This window comes from Qipengyuania algicola (genome assembly GCF_042492175.1).
Classification (GTDB): domain Bacteria; phylum Pseudomonadota; class Alphaproteobacteria; order Sphingomonadales; family Sphingomonadaceae; genus CAJXSN01.
On record NZ_CP170453.1, the window covers coordinates 2,771,588 to 2,789,110 of the forward strand.

19 protein-coding genes, 1 tRNA gene and 1 other RNA gene are annotated in these 17,523 nt (G+C 61.3%); 7 read left to right on the forward strand and 14 right to left on the reverse strand.

Features of this window, described 5'->3' with window-relative positions; genetic code table 11:
- Nucleotides 1–49: 49 nt before the first annotated feature.
- Nucleotides 50–643: a hypothetical protein gene (locus tag ACFCW2_RS13185; RefSeq protein ID WP_379547030.1), complete on the reverse strand. Its 594-nt coding sequence runs from the start codon at nucleotides 641–643 to the stop codon at nucleotides 50–52.
- An 85-nt stretch (nucleotides 644–728) separates the two neighbouring features.
- Between ACFCW2_RS13185 and ACFCW2_RS13190 the strand changes: the two genes are divergently transcribed.
- Nucleotides 729–1,775 carry a zinc-binding dehydrogenase gene (locus ACFCW2_RS13190; RefSeq protein ID WP_379547032.1) on the forward strand — a complete coding sequence of 349 codons (1,047 nt, stop codon included), beginning with the start codon at nucleotides 729–731 and terminating at the stop codon, nucleotides 1,773–1,775.
- A gap of 107 nt (nucleotides 1,776–1,882) precedes the next feature.
- Here ACFCW2_RS13190 and ACFCW2_RS13195 read toward each other — a convergent pair.
- The 3 genes from ACFCW2_RS13195 to efp form a co-directional block, all read right to left on the reverse strand.
- Nucleotides 1,883–1,967 (reverse strand) — tRNA-Leu (locus ACFCW2_RS13195).
- A gap of 28 nt (nucleotides 1,968–1,995) precedes the next feature.
- Nucleotides 1,996–2,829, reverse strand: coding sequence for an inositol monophosphatase family protein (locus ACFCW2_RS13200; RefSeq protein WP_379547034.1), 834 nt, complete (start codon nucleotides 2,827–2,829; stop codon nucleotides 1,996–1,998).
- A gap of 6 nt (nucleotides 2,830–2,835) precedes the next feature.
- Nucleotides 2,836–3,399 (reverse strand): elongation factor P, encoded by a 564-nt coding sequence (gene efp / locus ACFCW2_RS13205; RefSeq protein ID WP_379547036.1) that lies wholly within the window; start codon nucleotides 3,397–3,399, stop codon nucleotides 2,836–2,838.
- Nucleotides 3,400–3,539: 140 nt separating this feature from the next.
- Between efp and ACFCW2_RS13210 the strand changes: the two genes are divergently transcribed.
- The gene (locus tag ACFCW2_RS13210; protein WP_379547038.1) at nucleotides 3,540–3,914 is read left to right on the forward strand and encodes an elongation factor P; all 375 of its coding nucleotides are present in this window, start codon (nucleotides 3,540–3,542) and stop codon (nucleotides 3,912–3,914) included.
- 12 nt (nucleotides 3,915–3,926) lie between these two features.
- On the opposite strand, the gene ACFCW2_RS13215 is transcribed toward ACFCW2_RS13210, so the two are convergent.
- Complete coding sequence (locus tag ACFCW2_RS13215) at nucleotides 3,927–4,652, reverse strand: M23 family metallopeptidase (protein ID WP_379547039.1); 726 nt, start codon at nucleotides 4,650–4,652, stop codon at nucleotides 3,927–3,929.
- Between the two features lie 66 nt (nucleotides 4,653–4,718).
- Nucleotides 4,719–5,363, reverse strand: coding sequence for a thiamine phosphate synthase (gene thiE, locus ACFCW2_RS13220; RefSeq protein WP_379547041.1), 645 nt, complete (start codon nucleotides 5,361–5,363; stop codon nucleotides 4,719–4,721).
- Nucleotides 5,364–5,384: 21 nt separating this feature from the next.
- Here thiE and ACFCW2_RS13225 point away from each other — a divergent pair, with 21 nt between their 5' ends.
- Nucleotides 5,385–5,825 carry a hypothetical protein gene (locus ACFCW2_RS13225; protein ID WP_379547043.1) on the forward strand — a complete coding sequence of 147 codons (441 nt, stop codon included), beginning with the start codon at nucleotides 5,385–5,387 and terminating at the stop codon, nucleotides 5,823–5,825.
- Nucleotides 5,826–5,829: 4 nt separating this feature from the next.
- Here the strand turns inward: ACFCW2_RS13225 and ACFCW2_RS13230 are convergent, their stop codons facing one another.
- A complete protein-coding gene (locus tag ACFCW2_RS13230) occupies nucleotides 5,830–6,726 on the reverse strand; it encodes a fructose bisphosphate aldolase (RefSeq protein ID WP_379547045.1) in 897 nt (298 codons plus the stop codon).
- A gap of 152 nt (nucleotides 6,727–6,878) precedes the next feature.
- Between ACFCW2_RS13230 and ACFCW2_RS13235 the strand changes: the two genes are divergently transcribed.
- The gene (locus ACFCW2_RS13235) at nucleotides 6,879–7,637 is read left to right on the forward strand and encodes a flavodoxin family protein (RefSeq protein WP_379547047.1); all 759 of its coding nucleotides are present in this window, start codon (nucleotides 6,879–6,881) and stop codon (nucleotides 7,635–7,637) included.
- On the opposite strand, the gene ACFCW2_RS13240 is transcribed toward ACFCW2_RS13235, so the two are convergent.
- From ACFCW2_RS13240 to tkt, 7 genes are all read right to left on the reverse strand, one after another.
- The gene (locus tag ACFCW2_RS13240; protein WP_379547049.1) at nucleotides 7,634–9,076 is read right to left on the reverse strand and encodes a tryptophan 7-halogenase; all 1,443 of its coding nucleotides are present in this window, start codon (nucleotides 9,074–9,076) and stop codon (nucleotides 7,634–7,636) included. The genes ACFCW2_RS13235 and ACFCW2_RS13240 overlap by 4 nt on opposite strands.
- Complete coding sequence (locus ACFCW2_RS13245; protein ID WP_379547051.1) at nucleotides 9,073–10,596, reverse strand: tryptophan halogenase family protein; 1,524 nt, start codon at nucleotides 10,594–10,596, stop codon at nucleotides 9,073–9,075. Before ACFCW2_RS13245 ends, ACFCW2_RS13240 begins: the two co-directional genes overlap by 4 nt.
- A 7-nt stretch (nucleotides 10,597–10,603) precedes the next feature.
- Nucleotides 10,604–11,050 carry a PaaI family thioesterase gene (locus tag ACFCW2_RS13250; protein WP_379547053.1) on the reverse strand — a complete coding sequence of 149 codons (447 nt, stop codon included), beginning with the start codon at nucleotides 11,048–11,050 and terminating at the stop codon, nucleotides 10,604–10,606.
- A 115-nt stretch (nucleotides 11,051–11,165) separates the two neighbouring features.
- A complete protein-coding gene (locus tag ACFCW2_RS13255) occupies nucleotides 11,166–11,975 on the reverse strand; it encodes a hypothetical protein (protein WP_379547055.1) in 810 nt (269 codons plus the stop codon).
- On the reverse strand, nucleotides 11,976–13,178 hold the full coding sequence (locus ACFCW2_RS13260) for a phosphoglycerate kinase (RefSeq protein WP_379547057.1): 1,203 nt from the start codon (nucleotides 13,176–13,178) through the stop codon (nucleotides 11,976–11,978).
- On the reverse strand, nucleotides 13,175–14,179 hold the full coding sequence (gene gap / locus ACFCW2_RS13265) for a type I glyceraldehyde-3-phosphate dehydrogenase (protein WP_379547059.1): 1,005 nt from the start codon (nucleotides 14,177–14,179) through the stop codon (nucleotides 13,175–13,177). Before gap ends, ACFCW2_RS13260 begins: the two co-directional genes overlap by 4 nt.
- Before the next feature lie 15 nt (nucleotides 14,180–14,194).
- Nucleotides 14,195–16,189 (reverse strand): transketolase, encoded by a 1,995-nt coding sequence (tkt, locus tag ACFCW2_RS13270; protein WP_379547061.1) that lies wholly within the window; start codon nucleotides 16,187–16,189, stop codon nucleotides 14,195–14,197.
- A gap of 201 nt (nucleotides 16,190–16,390) precedes the next feature.
- Between tkt and ACFCW2_RS13275 the strand changes: the two genes are divergently transcribed.
- From ACFCW2_RS13275 to ssrS, 3 genes are all read left to right on the forward strand, one after another.
- Nucleotides 16,391–16,663, forward strand: coding sequence for a hypothetical protein (locus ACFCW2_RS13275; RefSeq protein ID WP_379547063.1), 273 nt, complete (start codon nucleotides 16,391–16,393; stop codon nucleotides 16,661–16,663).
- Nucleotides 16,660–17,328: a cell division protein ZapA gene (gene zapA, locus ACFCW2_RS13280; protein WP_379547065.1), complete on the forward strand. Its 669-nt coding sequence runs from the start codon at nucleotides 16,660–16,662 to the stop codon at nucleotides 17,326–17,328. The genes ACFCW2_RS13275 and zapA overlap by 4 nt, the downstream gene beginning before the upstream one ends.
- A gap of 10 nt (nucleotides 17,329–17,338) precedes the next feature.
- Nucleotides 17,339–17,511: non-coding RNA, 6S RNA (gene ssrS, locus ACFCW2_RS13285), on the forward strand.
- Nucleotides 17,512–17,523 lie beyond the last annotated feature (12 nt).

Sequence of the window (17,523 nt, forward strand, 5' to 3'; positions counted from 1 at the left end):
GACCGATGGGCCGGACGCACGGATCGTCTCAACTTTTGTTTGCTTGTTCTCAGGCGTTCTCGTCCCGCACTGTCATGGCGATCAGGATCGCCAGAAGCGCCGTCGCGATCGTGCCGGCAGCGCCTGCTTGCTGGACCCAAGCCATGCCGTCCGTCATGCCGAGAAGGTTGAGGAGTACAGCGGCCAGACCAGCCAGAATGCCGAGGCCCCCGAGTGCTTTCGCCAAGCCACCGCCGCTGCGCATGGCCGACAAACCGAAGCCGATGGCCGCAAGGCCGAACATCGCTTTGCCATGGAAATAGAGGAAGAATGCGCCCTGCAATACGGTCTCGAAGACTGCCAGATCTCCAGCATCTTGCGCCGGCCCGAACATCGCCAGCCCCATGCCGACCTGGATCAGATTGACCATTCCGCCCACCGCGATGGCCGCCCATGCCAGCGGGTGCACCCGGTCACGCGCGGCCAGCACCAGCGCCACGACAGCGGGAATGCTGAACAGGGCCATTTCTGTGACCCATGTGATCCGGCGCAGCGTCTCGCCTTCTGAATTGGACACCACGGTAATGTAAAAAACCTGCGTCAGTGCAGTGGCGAATAGGGCCGCAGCGACGATCAAAGCGCCGCGCCGAACTGAAAATGTCATGAATCGTATTCCCCTGTTGATGGCCGCTGGACGCGGGCCTCTTGCCTGCTAGGTTCGCCCGGTCCAATCGAAAGGTTACACCATAATGAAAGCTCTCGTCTTCAACGGCCCCCGCGATATCCGGTACGAGAGCTATGCCGATCCCGAACTGGCCACGCCCAACAGCGTCATCATGAAAGTCTCCGCCTGCTCCATCTGCGGCAGCGATCTGCACATGTATCACGGCGCGCATATCGGAAACACGGAATACGGCGCCGACACGCCCAACTTCTGTGTCGGGCACGAATTCATCGGCGAAGTCGTGGAAGCGGGCAGCGATGTGCATCTCTACAAGCCGGGCGCGAAAGTGCTGGCGGCGGGCGGCACGGGCTGCGGATCGTGCCCCGCCTGCCTCATCGGTCAGCCGCTCAAATGCCCGCAAGCCACCGCCTTCGGGCTGAGCACGGCCTTGCAGGGCGGTCAGGCGGAATATGTCTGCGTGCCCAATGCCGACAAAACCTTGATGCCGACTGAGGGGCTTACCGACGAACAGGCGTTATTGCTCACAGATGGCATGGCGACCGCCTATTTCGGTCTGACCCGCGCCGAGCCCAAGCCAGGCGGAACGGTGGCTATCGTCGGCCTTGGCCCCATCGGGCTGATCGGGGTGGAACTGGCCTTTGCCTTGGGCGCCGCCAAAGTGTTCGCCATCGATCCAGTCGCCGAACGGCGCAACGCGGCCGAGGCACTGGGTGCGATCACCTTCGCCCCGGGCCCTGATCTGGTCGAGCAAATCCGCGAGGCGACGGGCGGACTGGGCGCAGACAGCGTTTTCGAGGCATCCGGTGCGAGCGGAGCGATTGCCGCGGTGTTGCCGCTGGTGGCGCATGGCGGGAATGCCAGTTTCGTCGGCATTCCGGAGCCGCAAGACACCCTGCCCCTCCCCCTCATCATGTTCAAAAACGTGACCGTGCGCGGCGGCATCTGCGACGTGCCGAATATGTGGCAGCATCTGGTACCGATGGTCCAGCAAGGCCGAGTGAAGGCGGAAGGACTGTTCAGCCACGACTTCACCCTGTCCGAAGGTGCAGAAGCCTACCGCATCTTCGACGCCAAAGAAGACGGCGTCGTGAAGGTGAAGATCACCGTTTGATCAGGACCAAAACCAAGTCACGGCAGTCAGAGCGCGACCGCGCGCCGCAGCCCCTGGTGCGCCCCCTCGGAGGCATCGGCGAAGCCGATAAGCCGTGAGAGAATAAATGGTGCCCCTGGCCCGACTCGAACGGGCACTCCGTTAGGAACTCGATTTTGAGTCGAGCGCGTCTACCAATTCCACCACAGGGGCGCACCAATCAGACGGCGCGCGGATAGCCTTACTTGAGGGCGTTTGCCAACAGTTTGTGTAGCCGCGAATGCAATGCGTCATTGGCGGCCAGAACCTGGCGCGAATGGATAGGCTGCGAACGCCCACGGAAATCGGACACGAAACCGCCCGCCTCGCGCACCATCAGGCAGCCTGCGGCGGTATCCCAGTCGTTGAGCCCGCTTTCCCAGAAACCGTCAAACCGGCCCGCAGCCAGCCATGCGAGATCCAGCGAGGCGGTGCCGTACCGGCGAATGCCCGCCACTTCCGGACCGATGGCGCCGAAAATGCGGCTCCATTCGGCGAAATCGCCGTGGCCGGAGAACGGAATGCCGGTGGCGATGAGCGCTTCGGAAAGGGACCGGCGCGACGATACCCGTAGGCGGCCATCATGCAGCCAGGCACCGCGCGATTTTTCCGCCCAGTAGGTCTCGTCGAGGATCGGCTGGTAGATGACCCCGGCGGTCACTTCACCCCACGGGTCACCGCTCATCCCGGCACCGCCCGGCTTGGGCTCCTGCACCGCGATGGAAATCGCGAAATGCGGGATGGCGTGCAGGAAGTTGCTGGTGCCGTCCAGCGGATCGATGATCCAGCGCGGCTTCGTCGGATCTCCCTCGATTGTGCCGCCCTCCTCCAGCACGAAGCCCCAGTCGGGCCGCGCGGCGAGCAGCTCGTCATATAGGGTGCGCTCGGAAATCTGGTCGGCCTTGGACACGAAATCCGCCGGGCCTTTTCGGCTCACCTGCAGATGTTCGACCTCGCCGAAATCACGGCGCAGCTTTCCGCCAGCCTTGCGCGCGGCGCGTTCCATAACGCGCACCAGTCCTGAATACATCGACATGAGGTGTTAGCTCGCCTTGCCGACATAGGTTTGTTCGTACACGTCCACGATGATGCGCGTGCCGCTTTCGATATGCGGTGGCACCATGACGCGCACACCGTTTTCCAGCACGGCGGGCTTGTAGCTGGAGGACGCGGTCTGGCCCTTCACCACGGCATCGGCCTCGGTGATGGTGGCTTCGACCTGTTCCGGCAGAGCGACCGAGATCGGCTTTTCTTCCCACAGTTCCAGCTTCACGGTCATGCCGTCTTCCAGGAATGCGCGGGCGTCGCCCAGCAGATCGGCAGGCAGATTGATCTGCTCGAAGGTTTCCTGATCCATGAAGACCAGCATATCGTCCTCGGCATAGAGATACTGGTATTCCTTGGTGTCGAGGCGGACCTTCTCGACCGTATCGGCGCTGCGGAAGCGGACATTGGTTTTGCGCCCGTCCTGCAGGTTCTTCATCTCGACCTGCATATACGCGCCGCCCTTGCCGGGCTGCGTGTGCTGAATCTTGGCAACTTTCCAGATGCCGTTTTCATATTCGATGATGTTACCGGGACGAATGTCCACGCCGCTCATTTTCATGGGGAGATGCCTTTTTGGTGCGAATGCCAGACGGGACCGCGCGGCCCGGCCTGGTAAGTTTCCTGCGCGCATTAGCCGCTGGGTCAGCTTGCGGCAAGGAGTGTGGCGATATGGTGCGCGCCATGATAATTGCACGCTCTATGAAGACATCCCTCCTCTTGGCAGCGGTGGCCATCGCCACGCCTCTCGCCATGGGCAGCCCGGCGCTTGCCCAGCCCAGCGGCCAGCTCGAAACCCTGCCGCTGGGGCAATACCGGTGCTCTGTTCCGGGCAGCGCTGCGGGGCAGGCATGGGTTCCGGTTCCCGGCATGGATTTCGTGATCGGCAATGCGTCCAGCTATACCGCTGCAAGCGGCAGCGGGACCTATCTGGCCACGGCCAGGACCGTCACCTTCACGCGCGGCCCGATGAAGGGTGCAAAGTTTGCCCGCCGGATGGCCAGCATCCTGCAGAAATACGGCGATGACGGACAACTGAGCCGGGTTCGCTGTGTGCGTGAAGGGCCTGCGCGTTAAAAATCAAGCCAGTTAGAACGCGCCGCCCGAACGCTGCGCGGTTGCCTGACCGGTCAGCAGCGGGAACGGGTTCACCGCATTGGCAGGCTCCCACCATTCGGCATCCTCGGTCGTGCGCAGGATCGCAAAATGGAGATGCGGTGCATTGGCATCGGCATTGCCGGACGATCCCACAGACCCGAGCCGCTGGCCTCGCCGCACGCGCATCCCTTCGCGCAGGCCCTGCGCATACTCATCCAGATGCGCATAATAATGGATCGTCTGGCGGTCGGGGGAGCGTACATAGATCGTCAGCCCGCCTGCATCGGAACGGAACAGTTTCTCGACCTCGCCGGCGCCCGCCGCGATGACCGAGGTGCCCCTCGGGGCCATGATATCAATCGCTTCATGCAAGCGATCCCCACCTTGCGCCGAGGCGGAGTAAGTATCGGAAAGGTCGGACGGGCGGACATTCAGCACCGGGACCAGCAATTGCGCAGCCTCGCTCTCGGTGGGCGAAGAAACATCATTGCGATCGAGCGGTGCGGCTGCGGGCGGTGCCGGGTCGGCAACATCCTCTGTTTCCGAAACGGCCGTTTCCGTTGGCGTGGGACTGGGCGCAGCCTCAGCCGGACGCACCGCATCGCGCTGGCCTTCGGCTGTCGCGTTCTCGATCAGGCTGCCGCCCGCAACGATCCACACGGCAGAGGTCAGCGTGGCAGTGATGACGATGGTCAGAAGGCGATCCAGGAACTTCATGGTTCGGCATTAGAGTATATGCAGAAGAAAATCACGCATTGCGCGCGCTTAAACCACCCCCTTTGATCAATCGGCGACGGCTTCGCTCTTCGCCTCCGCCACGGCCTTCGAAAATGCCTCGACCGCTGCGGCTTCATCGCCATTCCAGACAGCGCCGGACACAGCCAGAAAATCGGCCCCCGCTTCTACCAGAGGGCCGCAATTGTCGGGCGTTATCCCGCCGATCGCGACGCAAGGGATTTCAAAGACATTCGACCACCACTCGAGGATTTCCACCTCGGGACGATGCTCGCTTTGTTTGGTGGTGCTGGGGAAGAAGGCTCCAAAGGCGACGTAATCGGCCCCCGCCTCACCCGCCTCCATCGCCAGATGGCGGCTGGCATGGCACGTCACCCCGATTTGCGCCTCGCGGCCCAGTTCTTCGCGGGCATCGCGTGGGTCGCCGTCGCCCTGCCCCAGATGCACGCCGTCCGCATTCAGCCGCCGGGCGAGCGCCGCATCGTCATTCACGATAAACGCCACATCATGGGCGGCACAGATCTCCTGCAACGGTGCAGCCAGATCGGCGGCCTCGTGCTGATCCACCCCTTTCACCCTGAACTGAAATGCAGTGACAAAGCCCTCCCCCGCATCAAGCGCGCGCTCGAGCCGAGAGGGAAAGTCGCCGCCAACATCGAGCGGGGAGATCAGGTACAATTGGCAATCGGTCATGGCGCGTGCATTATCCCCGGCATGACCCCGCGCCAAGCCCTGTCCGCCGCGAGTATGCTCGCTTTACTGCAATTGGGCACGGGGTGCGCTGGAGTGCCCAATGATGCGGCAGAGCTCGAGGCAGAGTGCACCCTCGGTCCCTGCGTAGGGATCGGGACGTGGCAAAGCTTTGCGGATGCCGAGATCATGCCTGTCGAAGTGGTGTCCGACAGCCGCTGTCCAGCGGATGCCCGATGCGTGTGGCCGGGCGAACTCACTCTGGAAGCGCGAGTCCTGACCGATGCCGGAGAGGCCCGGCTCGTCTTGAACAGCGCGAAACCGACAGACCACCGGGACGTCAGGCTGGAAATCGTCGAGATCGCACCGATTCCGACGACTCAATCCATGCCCATCGCCCCGTCAGCCTATCGCTTCCGTTTCGAGGTAACCCCGCTGGGAACCCCGAAATTCGCGCCGGGTTGAACCGTTACGCCGGCGCTTTGCTGGCGGCGTAGATCGCGTCGATTGCGGAACCCAGCGCTTGATCGAAGCCCTGCTGGTCCATCTGCGCGCGCAGTTCCTGCAGCAGAGCGCGGCTGAAGCTGGCGATCATACCGTGGTTTTTCGCGAGTTCGGTGCAGGCCTCGTCGCGCGAATAACCGCCCGACAATGCCACAACGCGCAGCACCTTCGGGTGCTCGGTCAGCGGCTTGTAGAGGTCGGGCTCGCTGGGGATCGTCAGCTTCAGCATCACCTGCTGGCCATCGGGCACACGGTTCAGCTGATCGAGCATCGCGGCGAGGAGCTGCGCCTCGGCTTGCGGGCGGCTTTCGCTCTTCAGGCTGACTTCCGGCTCCAGAATGGGGACCAGACCATTGCCAAGAATCTGCAGGCCGAAATCCATTTGCTGGCGGACATTGTCGGCGACACCTGTTTCATCTGCCTCGTGAATGACGCTGCGCATTTTCGTGCCGAACACGCCCAGTTCCTTTGCCCGCGCGCAATTGGCATCGAGCTCGGGCATATCCTTCATCAGCTGCACGCCGTTGGCGGTGTCGTGCATGCCCTTGTCGACTTTCAGGAAAGGCACGATCCCCTTGGCCCGCAGACGTTCTGGGATGGGCGAGCCATCAGGCGTGCAGCCTTCCATCGTCTTCTCGAACAGGATCGCGCCCACGACTTTCTCGCCGGTGAATGCCGCGCTTTCCACGATGCGGCAGCGCATTTCGTGGATTTTTGCGAACATCTCTTCATCGCCCGACCATTCGTCTTCGCCAACGCCGTAGCCTGCCAGCGCCTTGGGCGTGGAGCCGCCGGACTGGTCCAGCGCTGCAATAAAGCCATCGCCTTGCGCCATTTTGGCTTTCATCTCGTCGAAATTCATGGGGGTCAGGTCCTTCAAACTTTGGGAACGCGCGAATGTGCGTGCATACGAATGCGACGCGCAGCCTTTAGCCAGCGAGACGGCGGCCCGCAACAGGCGCACGGTAACCTTTCAAGCAGCCAAGCGTATACATCACATCAGGGAGAGATATTGTGCTGGACCAGAAACAGACTGAATTGTGCAACGCGAACACTACCGACTTCAGCGACCTGAAGGCGCTGACCATCAATTGCTCGCTCAAACCCACGCCGGAGGCTTCACATACCGACAAACTTCTCGGGACAGCAGAGGCGATCATGGTGCGGAGCGGCGTGTCGCTGGAACAGGTCCGGCTGGTCGATCACCACATCGCCCACGGCGTCTACCCCGATATGACGGAGCACGGCGCCGAGCGTGATGACTGGCCGGCAATCTGGGAGAAGGTGAAGGCGGCAGACATCCTGCTGGTCGGCACGCCCATCTGGCTGGGCGAGAAGAGCAGTGTCTGCCAGCAGCTGATAGAGCGGCTTTACGCGCATTCGGGGCAAACCAATGACAAGGGCCAGTACGCCTTTTACGGCAAGGTTGCCGGAGTGTTCGTTACCGGCAATGAAGACGGCATAAAACACGTCGCCATGGGGACGCTCTACTCGCTCCAGCATGTCGGCTACACCATCCCGCCGCAGGCCGATGCCGGCTGGATCGGCGAGGCAGGACCGGGGCCAAGTTATGGGGACCCGCTGGAGGACGGCGAGGGCTATGTCGGATTTGACAATGACTTCACCCGCCGCAACGCGACCTTCGCGACTTGGAACATGCTGCATTTCGCGCGGATGCTCAAAGATGCAGGCGGTATCCCGGCCTATGGCAATTCGGTCGATTTGTGGAACGAAGGTCGCCGGTTCGATGCCCCCAATCCGGAATATCGCTAACGCATACGCCGGAAATACGCATCCTGGTCGGTCATACCGGTAAGAGCGCGTTCCAGGTCGGCGCGAATAGACGACAAGATACGCGATGCCTGCTCGGGAGGGATCGCTTGGGCACGGCGGTCGATCTGCTGCGGAGTGATGCCAAACTGAATTAGCAGCTCTATCCAGGTCTGCTGGTCGGCATGGTCCCGCTCGAACGAAGGCACGCGGCCGCGACTGGAGAATTGGTCGATCCGGGTTTGCAGGTTTGCCGGCGGTGGTGCGGCGCGCATCGCTTCCCAGAACTCGCCTTTGCGCGTGCACAGATACAGCGGAGCGAAGGCGAAATCGGTGATGCCGCGCAGGGCTTCTGCGTGCTTGCGGTTAAACGCCTTGGCCTCGGCCTGCATGTCGGTGCGGCTGGGTAGGCCATCTGCCAGCAGCAGCGCCTGCGCCTGAAGCAGCGCTATATCGGCGGAGAGCATGGGGCCGAGCTGCGCTGAGGCTGGTCCGAGGCGGGCGACATTATCCTGCCACGGGGCGTTGGTCGCATGGTTAGCCGCGTCGGTGATTGCCGCATTTTCGCAGACCGTTTTGGCAATAACTTCGTCGGATGTTTGGGCCGAACAGGCGAACGCAAGGAACTGTTTGGAGGCTGTTGGCGTGGAAGCCAGGACAGCGTCCTCCAAGGCGCGGTATGTCGGCAGGGTCTGTGCCTGATCCTTTGCCATCTCCGCAGTGGCCATCCGGTGCGGCAGGAAGGGAACTAGCTCCGAAATTTGACCTTCGCTGCCCCCAAGGTCGCCTGAGCAATCGACGAAGAAATCGCCTGAAAGAAGAGAGCCGTCCGCCAGCTTTACCGCTGTGACCGATCCGTCATCATCGCGCTGTGCGCCCTGCACCTTGCCGGCGGTGATTGTGCCGCGCTGACGGCACCGATCCCGCAGCATCGCGGCATAGGCGCCCCGCCCCACACTCACCTGAGGTCCGAGCATGGCCAGCGGAGATTCGGGTGCATCCGAAGGCAGCGCCATCTTACCCGCCTCAGCCGCCCTAGCGGCAAAACGAAGCGGCGCGAAAGCATTGGCCAGATCACCGTCCTGACGTTGACCCGCGATCATATTCCGCACCAGATGGTGGAGCGCGACGCCCCCGACCATCGGCAAGGTGCCCGAAGGCGCGGTGACGAAGCGGCTGCCCTCGCCCATCCAGCCTTCCATGGCGCTGCCGAGCGACGGCCACGCATCGCATCCGGTGATCAAATCGGCGCAATCCAGCCCGAGCCGCGAATGAAAGTCGCTGGCAATCGGCACGGTCGCTGCCAATGCTCCGTCGCTCGCCATGTCCTCGACTACATGGAGAGCAATCGCACCGGGCAATTCGCGCGCCAGCAGCGCTGCCACCGGCCACACATCGACGGTGCGCCCGGTGACCACAATTGTCTCGACAGGCCTGCTCAATGCGCGCCACCCTGCCGGTAACGCGCCCCGTATTGCTCGATGAACGACAGGTGCTCTTCGGTGCGCTTTACGCCTTCCTGAATGCTGGAATGAATGCGCGCCAGATGCGCTGAGCGTTCGGCATCCGGCATCGCTTCCACGCGCGGATCGAACGTTTCAGGCACCACATTCTGCCCGATGAAGACCGACAGCCAGCTTTGCAGGAGGAACAGCCCTTCGGAATAGTCCGGCGTCAGCCCCCGCGAGCGGAACGCTTCCAGCTTTTCAGCCAGACTGCCCGGCAATTCCATGCCGCGCATATCATCCCAGAAAGGCAGCCCCTCACGCTGGTTCGCGACATAATGCAGCAACAGGAAATCACGAATGCGGCCGTATTCCAGATCCATCAGCCGGTTGTACTCCGCCACATCGACGGGCGCGCAGGCACCTTGCGGGAACAATTCGATCAAGTTGAGGATACCGGTCTGGATCAGATCGATGCTGGTCGATTCGAGCGGCTCCAGAAACCCGCCCGACAGCCCGATGGCGACGACATTGCGGTTCCACATCTGGTGCCGTTTGCCGGTGGTAAAGAACAGCTGGCGAGGGTCGGCAATCGGCTTCCCTTCGAGATTGGCCATCAGCAGATCGACCGCATCCTGATCGCTGGAATAGCGATTACAATAGACGTGCCCGTTGCCCACGCGGTGCTGCAGAGGAATACGCCACTGCCACCCGGCATCGCGCGCCGTTGCTCTTGTGTAGGGCACTGTCTCGGAGCTCGTTTCGCACGGCACAGCCCAGGCCCGGTTGCACGGCAGCCACTGGCTCCAGTCTTCAAAACCAGTCTGCAATTCCTGTTCGATCAACAATGCGCGAAAGCCGGAGCAATCGACGAACAAATCGCCTTCGATGACGGCGCCGTCCTCCAGCACCACTGCGGCGATATCACCACCCGTTTGCTCCCGGCGCACTTCGACGATCCGGCCCTCTTGCCGCTGCACCCCGGCCTTTTGCGCAACATCGGAAAGATACGCGGCATACAGCCCGGCATCGAACTGAAAGGCGTAATTATATGCCAGCAATCCATCGCCTGCTGAGGGAGGCTCGAACCGCCCATCCCACGCCGCAGCAATCGGGAAAGAGTACTCGCCGAACGGTTTGCTCCCGCCGTTCTTGGCCGCCCTCTCCTTCAGCCAGTAATGATGAAACGGCGCGGGGCCTATCTGTTCGCCATAAGTCCCGAAGGGATGCATGTAGCGATCGCCCGGTCTGCCCCAATCGCAAAACTCGATACCCAGTTTGATGGTCGCTGCGGTACGCGCCATCATCTCCCGCTCGTCGATCCCGGCGATGCGATTGAAGTCGCGGATCTGCGGCAAGGTTGCCTCGCCTACACCGACGGTGCCAATGGCTTCGGACTCTACCAAGGTGATTGCCAAACCAGCACCGCCAAGCGCCCGCGCAAGACCTGCGGCGGCCATCCATCCAGCAGTTCCCCCGCCGACGATCACGACCTGCCTTATGGTCTGCCCGCTCATCCGGCTGTCAGCCCTTCTTGCGAATCTTTGCAATAATGCCGGTGAAACTCAGTACCGGTTTCCCGTCCGAGGTTATGATCCCGCGCACATAAATCGTGCGTCCCCCGGCCCGCGTCACTTCGCCCCGCGCTTCTATCAGCTGTCCGTTCTGCGCCGCATCCAGAAAATCACCGGACAGGTTCATTGTGACGCCGTGCTGCCCATCCAGCTCCTTCGTGGCAATCGAGAACAGTGCGAAATCAGCAAAGGTCAGCAGGCATCCGCCATGCATGAAACCTGCGCCGTTCATGTGTCGGTCTTCGGCGCGGAAGGCGCTCAGGAAACTGCCGTCGTCTTGCTTCTTGGTGAAGAACGGCCCGCTGCGCGTTTCGTATGGGTCCCCTTCCCAATATGACCACCCCGCAAACTCGCCCTTCTGGACGACAGTGCCACCGGGAAATGCAGGCTCGGTCATTGGACAAACTCTTCGAGAAAACGGCGGGCAATCGGGCTGCGGGCAACCTTGGCATCGACCAGGGAAGACCCCTCGTTCCAGATGGCTTCGGTATTGGCGAGCACAATCAGGCGCATTAAGAACCGCCCTTAGAAGGTTTTGGCAGCGCCTTCGGGGCCACAACCGTGGAAATTTGCTGCGGCTGTGCGAAAGTTTCAGAGTACCATTTATAGTACGTCTTCGCCGCGTCAGCTGACTCTGCCGGTGCAATAAATGCTGCCGCGAGCAGATTGACGGTAACCGCAGCCTTCGAAACTGTCTTTTTCGCATTATCTGGCAAGGACGAAAAAAGCCACGATAGAAGATTTGAAGACTCATTTGCCAATAGCCGGTGGGCTACCATCGGCAGATGATTAGCGACACGAATATACAGCTCTATTTGCTCGGCAAAGTCGCGCTTGATGTATTCCGGTAATTCAAGTTCCTCAAACTCTTGGATCAGGCTCCTCAGCTTCTCAATTACCTCAGATATTTCCTCAATTTCAGGAATGAAGATAGGGTGTTCTTTTTGTAAAAACTGATCAAGAAGACTCAAGAATGAGCGGCGTTCTGTCGTGAGAAAATTACTGCAGAATCGCTCATGCTGCTCTTGTTTGAATGGGAAACGAAATGCACCAGTAAGCCCCCGATAAGTATTCAGGGCAGATTCTTTATCGCTAGATTTCAAAGATGATCTTCTTAGAACATCGTCTCCATCCAGTACGAAACTATTGAGCCAAAGAATTATCTTTCCAAAGGATATAGAATCGGTCTTAAAACCTACCTTCGACGCGACCGCCGCTAATGAAGAGAGATTAGTTATATTACCTGAAGTGGGATTGGTTCTGACGGGTAAATCATCAAGCAGAAGGACCAGTGAACCGATATGAGATGATTGTGTCGCCATCTATTGCTCCAACGCCGCAACTCCCGGCAGGTTTTTGCCTTCCATCCACTCCAGAAACGCGCCGCCTGCCGTAGAAACGAAAGTGAAATCGTCCTTCACCCCGGCATGGGCCAATGCAGCCACGGTGTCGCCGCCGCCCGCGACTGAGACGAGCGAGCCATCCTGAGTCAGCGCGGCAGCGGTTTTGGCCAGTGCGACTGTGGCTTCATCAAATGGTACGGTTTCAAACGCGCCGAGCGGGCCATTCCACACCAGAGTGCGGCAAGTCTTCAGGACATCTGCCAAAGCTTCGACCGCTTGCGGGCCGATATCGAGGATCATTTCGTCCGTGCCCACCTCGTGCACATTGCAAGTGCGCAAGCTGGACGGATTGGCCGCGAATTCCCGCGCCACCACTACGTCATAGGGCAGATGGATCGTACATCCGGCATGGTCTGCCTGATCCATGATTGTGTTGGCGGTGTCGGTCAGATCATGCTCGCACAGCGATTTGCCGACATCAACCCCGCGCGCGGCGAGGAAAGTGTTGGCCATGCCGCCACCGATGATCAGGTGCTGCACCTTGCCGACCAGATTGGTCAGCACATCCAGCTTGGATGAGACTTTCGCCCCGCCAACCACGGCGGCCACCGGCGTTTCCGGATTGCCCAGCGCCGCGTCCAGCGCTTTTAGCTCCGCTTCCATCGCGCGGCCCGCATAGGCGGGGAGCAAATGCGCGAGGCCTTCGGTCGAGGCATGCGCACGGTGGGCGGCGGAGAAAGCGTCATTGACGTAGAGATCGCCATGCGCCGCAACGGCTTTGGCAAACTCTGCGTCGTTGGCTTCCTCGCCCGGCCAAAACCGGACATTGTCCAGCAGGCCGATATCGCCATCGCCCAGAATGCCGATCGATTGCTCGACCACAGGTCCCGTCACTTCGGGGATGAACATGATCTCGCGCCCGATGACTTCCTCGACATCGCCCTGCACCCAGCTGGTACTCATAGTCGAATGACGCTGTCCCTTGGGGCGGCCATAATGCGCCAGAAGAAGCACTTTCGCCCCCTTGTCCGCCAGTTCGAGGATCGTCGGCTTCGCCGCCTCTACCCGCGTGACATCACTGGCCGAACCACCGTCCATCGGCAGGTTCAAATCCACCCGGACAAGGGCAACCTTGCCCGAAAGATCGGCGGGGAGATCGTCGAGAGTTTTGAACTGCGTCACAGGCCGGCCATCACCCCGGCGGTGTCGATCATGCGGTTGGAGAAGCCCCACTCATTGTCATACCAGCTGACGACGCGGGCGAGCTTGCCTTCCATGACAGCCGTTTCCAAACTGTCGACGGTCGAGCTGGCGGGGTGGTGGTTGAAGTCACCGGAAACCAGCGGCAGATCGGTGTAGTCGAGCACGCCGTTCATCGGGCCATCGGAAGCAGCTTTGAGTGCTGCGTTCAGTTCCTCGGCATTGGTATCGCGCTTGGGCGTGAAGACGAGGTCGATCAGCGAGACGTTCGGCGTCGGTACGCGAACGCTCGAACCGTCCAGTTTGCCGTTGAGTTCGGGCAAAACCAGGCCAACCGCGCGGGCAGCACCGGTGGTGGTCGGGATCATATTCTGTGCCCCGCCGCGCGCACGGCGCATGTCGGAATGCATCTGGTCGAGCATGCGCTGATCGTTGGTGTAGCTGTGGATCGTGGTCATGAAGCCGCGCTCGATACCCACCGTGTCGTTCAGCACCTTCGCGACCGGCGCGAGGCAATTGGTGGTGCAGCTGGCGTTGGAGACGATGTCGTCCTCTGCCGTCAGCGTGTCCTGATTGACGCCGAACACGATGGTCTTGGACACACCCTTGGCCGGAGCGGAAATCAGCACCTTGCGCGCACCAGCGGCGATGTGCGGGCGGCAGGCTTCGTCGCTCTGGAAGAAGCCGGTGCATTCCAGCACGATATCGATGCCCATTTCCTTATGCGGCAGATTGCCGGGGTCCCGTTCGGACGTCACGGCGATTTTCTTGCCGTTGACGGTCATCTCGCCGTCGCCATGCTCGATGGTGCCGGGGAAGCGCCCATGGGTGGAATCGAATCCGAACAGCAGGGCGTTCGATTTGGTGTCGGCCAGATCGTTGATCGCCACCAGCTCCAGATCGTGATCGTCCCGCTCCAGCAGAGCGCGGGCAACAAGCCGTCCGATCCGTCCGAAACCGTTGATTGCAACTTTGGTCGCCATGAGAAATGCTCCTGCTTATGCTTTGAGTTTGTTGAGTATTTGCGGGACGATCTGGTCCACGCTGAAACCGAACTTTTCGAACAGTTCGCCGGCCGGGGCCGATGCGCCGAAGCGGTCGAGGCCGATGTTCAGCCCGTCCAGACCGGTATAGCGTTCCCATCCGAACGTGGTGCCTGCCTCTATGCTCACGCGCAGTACGCCTTCGGGCAGAATGTCGGCGCGGTATTCATCCGGCTGCTCGTCAAACAATTCCGTCGATACCATCGACACCACATCTGCGCCGATGCCATCAGCTTCCAGCGCCTTTGCGCATTCTACGGCGAGCGAGGTTTCCGAACCGGTGGCGATGAGCACGACCTTGCGCTCCGCCTCTGCCGATTTCAGGCGGTAGCCGCCCTTGCCCGACAGGTTCTCGCCCGCATCTTCCAGGCGCAATTGCGGCAGACCCTGCCGGCTCAGCGCGAGGACCGACGGGCGGTCCTTGTTCCGGAGCGCGATTTCCCAGCACTCTGCTGTCTCGACCACATCGGCGGGGCGCATCACGAGGAGATTGGGCATGGCCCGCAAGCTCTGCAGATGCTCCACCGGCTGGTGGGTCGGGCCATCTTCGCCCAGCCCGATGCTGTCATGCGTCATCACATAAATGACGCGCGTCTGTTGCAGGGCCGACAGGCGGATCGCGCCGCGGGCATAATCGGTGAAGACCAGGAAGGTGCCGCCATAGGGGATCACCCCGCCATGCAGCGCCATCCCGTTCATCGCCGCGGCCATGCCAAACTCGCGGATGCCGTAATAGCCGTAGCGTTCACCGGGACTGTCCGCAGTGAAGGCTGTCATGCCGGCAGTCTTGGTGTTGTTCGATCCCGTCAGATCGGCAGAGCCGCCGAAAGTTTCGGGCACCAGCGGGTTGAGCTCTTCCAGCGAAATCTGGCTGGCCTTGCGGGTCGCGACCTTTTGCGGGTTGGCGTACAGATCGGCGAAGAAATTCTCGCCGAAGATCGCGTCGGGCAGATCGCCAGCCATCCGGCGGGCAAATTCGTCGCGCTGGTCGTGGCTCTGGAAGCGATTGGCCCACTCGCCATGCGCCTGGGCGCCCGCTTCGGCGGTAGAGCGCCAATCGGCCAGCACATCGGCAGGAATTTCAAACGGAGCCGCGTCCCAGCCCAACGTCTCGCGCGCCCCGGCTATCTCTTCCTCGCCCAGCGGTGCACCATGCGTTGCGCTGGTGCCCTGCTTGGTCGGCGCGCCCCGGCCGATTACCGTGCGGCAAGCGACCAGCGATGGCCGATCATCCGCCTCGGCCTCTGCCAAAGCGCGCTCGATATCGGCAAAATCATGCCCGTCGCATTCAACCGTGTGCCACCCGGTTGCTTCATAGCGGGCGCGGATATTCTCGCTGGTTGAAAGGTCCGCCGAGCCATCGATAGTTATGTTGTTGTCGTCCCACAAAACGTTCAGCCGGCCCAGCTTCAGATGTCCTGCCAGCCCGATAGCCTCGTGATTGATGCCTTCCATCAGGCAGCCATCGCCGGCAATCGTCCAGGTCTTGTGATCGACCAGATCATCGCCGAATTGCGCGTTCAGATGCCGCTCTGCCATCGCCATACCGACAGCCATGGCCAGCCCCTGACCCAGCGGGCCGGTTGTCGCTTCGACGCCGTCCAGCAGGAAGTTCTCCGGATGACCAGCACAAGGGCTACCCAATTGCCGGAAATTGCGAATGTCCTCGATGGTCGGCGATGCATAGCCTGACAGGTGCAGCAGGCTGTAAATCAGCATCGAACCGTGGCCCGCACTCAGCACGAACCGGTCGCGGTCATGCCAGTCAGGCGCGGCAGGATCGAATTTCAGAAAGCGCGACCAGATCACGGTGGCCACATCGGCCATGCCCATCGGCATGCCCGGATGGCCCGAATTGGCGGCCTGCACAGCGTCCATCGACAAGGCGCGGATGGCATTGGCCATCGGCATCAGGCGGGCGGGATCGAGACTCGCGGAATCAGAGCTCATTGTGACGGGCGTCTCCTGCATCGGTTCCGCGCCTCTCACGGGCGCGATTCGTCCTGCGGGAAGCCTTCGCCGTGCCGCCGCGCAAGGTCAAGGACAGCAAGACCGCCTGCGCCCGATACGACGCCAATTCCTGATCCCTCGCGCAATTTATCAACAGGCCCGGTCAACCCTTTGCCCTGACACCAGAGTCGCGGTAAATTCATGGTCATTATGGAAGCGGACCGTACCGAAAACGCCATTCAACGTATTGAAGCAGCGCTCGCCCGCATTGCTGCGGCAGCGGATGCGCAGCCGGCTGTTCCCGCCTCCCCCGTGGATAACGCGCCGGACGAGGGATCGACCGGCGACACCGCGGCGAGCGGACAAATGCCTGCATCGGTCTCGCAGCTGGTCGTGCGCCACGAGGCTTTGCGCGAAGAAGTCGCCGCGCAGATTCGCCGGATCGACGATCTGGTCGGGAAGCTGGAGCAATGAACACCATCGAACTTGTGGTCGGCGGCCAGACCTATGCAATCGCCTGCGAAGAGGGCGAGGAAAGCCATGTTCGCGCCCTGGGCGCATCGATTGACGAGAAGTTCGTCGAGATGGGGCCGCGCTACGCGCAAAACCTGCTGTTTGCCGCGCTACAACTGGCCGACGAACTGCACGAAGCCCGCAAGGCCACCTCGGCAGCCGAGGCCGATAAACGCAAATTGCAGGAGGGCTTTGACGCTTTTCGCGCCGAAAGCGCCGACATGCGCCGCGATGCTGATACGGCACTCAACCAGCGCGACAAGCTGACCACAAGGGTCACGGAGCTGGAGCAAGAGCTGGACCGGATACAATCCGCACAGCAAAGCTCACAGGAAGAAACGCAGGGCGTGCGCAGGGAACTTGCCGAATTGCGCGAGAAGGAAATGAGCTGGGAAGCCACCGAGAACCAGCTGCGCGCCGAGATCGCCTTGCTGACTGATCGGCTGGAGGAGGCACGCTCGGCCCAGCCGGCCGACCCCGCGCCTGTGCACGCCAGTCCGATGCAGGCGCTGGCAGCGCAAGGTGCGTCATCGGATGACGAGGACCTCCCCCCAGCACTGGAACGATTTGCCCAATTGCTGGAAGAAACCGCCGACAAGCTTGAGGAAAAGCGCGGCTCTTCCTAAATAGGCTGCGGCGGAACTGCCCGGCACGAGCCCGATTGGAATATCCCTGAGGCTATAAGCTATCCTAAGGGAGCTGTCCCTGCCTTGGTCCACCAGTTCGGCTGTGGGGTCAGGGCATACGGCGCCCACCTGACGTTTTCGCGTCAGAGGATTTCCCGGCAAACGACCCATGGTGGTTCCGCTACCTATTCTTGC

Coding starts and splice junctions, on each gene's coding strand:
- ACFCW2_RS13185 (WP_379547030.1), bottom strand. CDS start 643: ATGACATTTTCAGTTCGGCGCGGCGCTTTGATCGTCGCTGCGGCCCTA.
- ACFCW2_RS13190 (WP_379547032.1), top strand. CDS start 729: ATGAAAGCTCTCGTCTTCAACGGCCCCCGCGATATCCGGTACGAGAGC.
- ACFCW2_RS13200 (WP_379547034.1), bottom strand. CDS start 2,829: ATGTCGATGTATTCAGGACTGGTGCGCGTTATGGAACGCGCCGCGCGC.
- efp (WP_379547036.1), bottom strand. CDS start 3,399: ATGAAAATGAGCGGCGTGGACATTCGTCCCGGTAACATCATCGAATAT.
- ACFCW2_RS13210 (WP_379547038.1), top strand. CDS start 3,540: ATGAAGACATCCCTCCTCTTGGCAGCGGTGGCCATCGCCACGCCTCTC.
- ACFCW2_RS13215 (WP_379547039.1), bottom strand. CDS start 4,652: ATGAAGTTCCTGGATCGCCTTCTGACCATCGTCATCACTGCCACGCTG.
- thiE (WP_379547041.1), bottom strand. CDS start 5,363: ATGACCGATTGCCAATTGTACCTGATCTCCCCGCTCGATGTTGGCGGC.
- ACFCW2_RS13225 (WP_379547043.1), top strand. CDS start 5,385: ATGACCCCGCGCCAAGCCCTGTCCGCCGCGAGTATGCTCGCTTTACTG.
- ACFCW2_RS13230 (WP_379547045.1), bottom strand. CDS start 6,726: ATGAATTTCGACGAGATGAAAGCCAAAATGGCGCAAGGCGATGGCTTT.
- ACFCW2_RS13245 (WP_379547051.1), bottom strand. CDS start 10,596: ATGAGCGGGCAGACCATAAGGCAGGTCGTGATCGTCGGCGGGGGAACT.
- ACFCW2_RS13250 (WP_379547053.1), bottom strand. CDS start 11,050: ATGACCGAGCCTGCATTTCCCGGTGGCACTGTCGTCCAGAAGGGCGAG.
- ACFCW2_RS13255 (WP_379547055.1), bottom strand. CDS start 11,975: ATGGCGACACAATCATCTCATATCGGTTCACTGGTCCTTCTGCTTGAT.
- gap (WP_379547059.1), bottom strand. CDS start 14,179: ATGGCGACCAAAGTTGCAATCAACGGTTTCGGACGGATCGGACGGCTT.
- tkt (WP_379547061.1), bottom strand. CDS start 16,189: ATGAGCTCTGATTCCGCGAGTCTCGATCCCGCCCGCCTGATGCCGATG.
- ACFCW2_RS13275 (WP_379547063.1), top strand. CDS start 16,391: ATGGTCATTATGGAAGCGGACCGTACCGAAAACGCCATTCAACGTATT.
- zapA (WP_379547065.1), top strand. CDS start 16,660: ATGAACACCATCGAACTTGTGGTCGGCGGCCAGACCTATGCAATCGCC.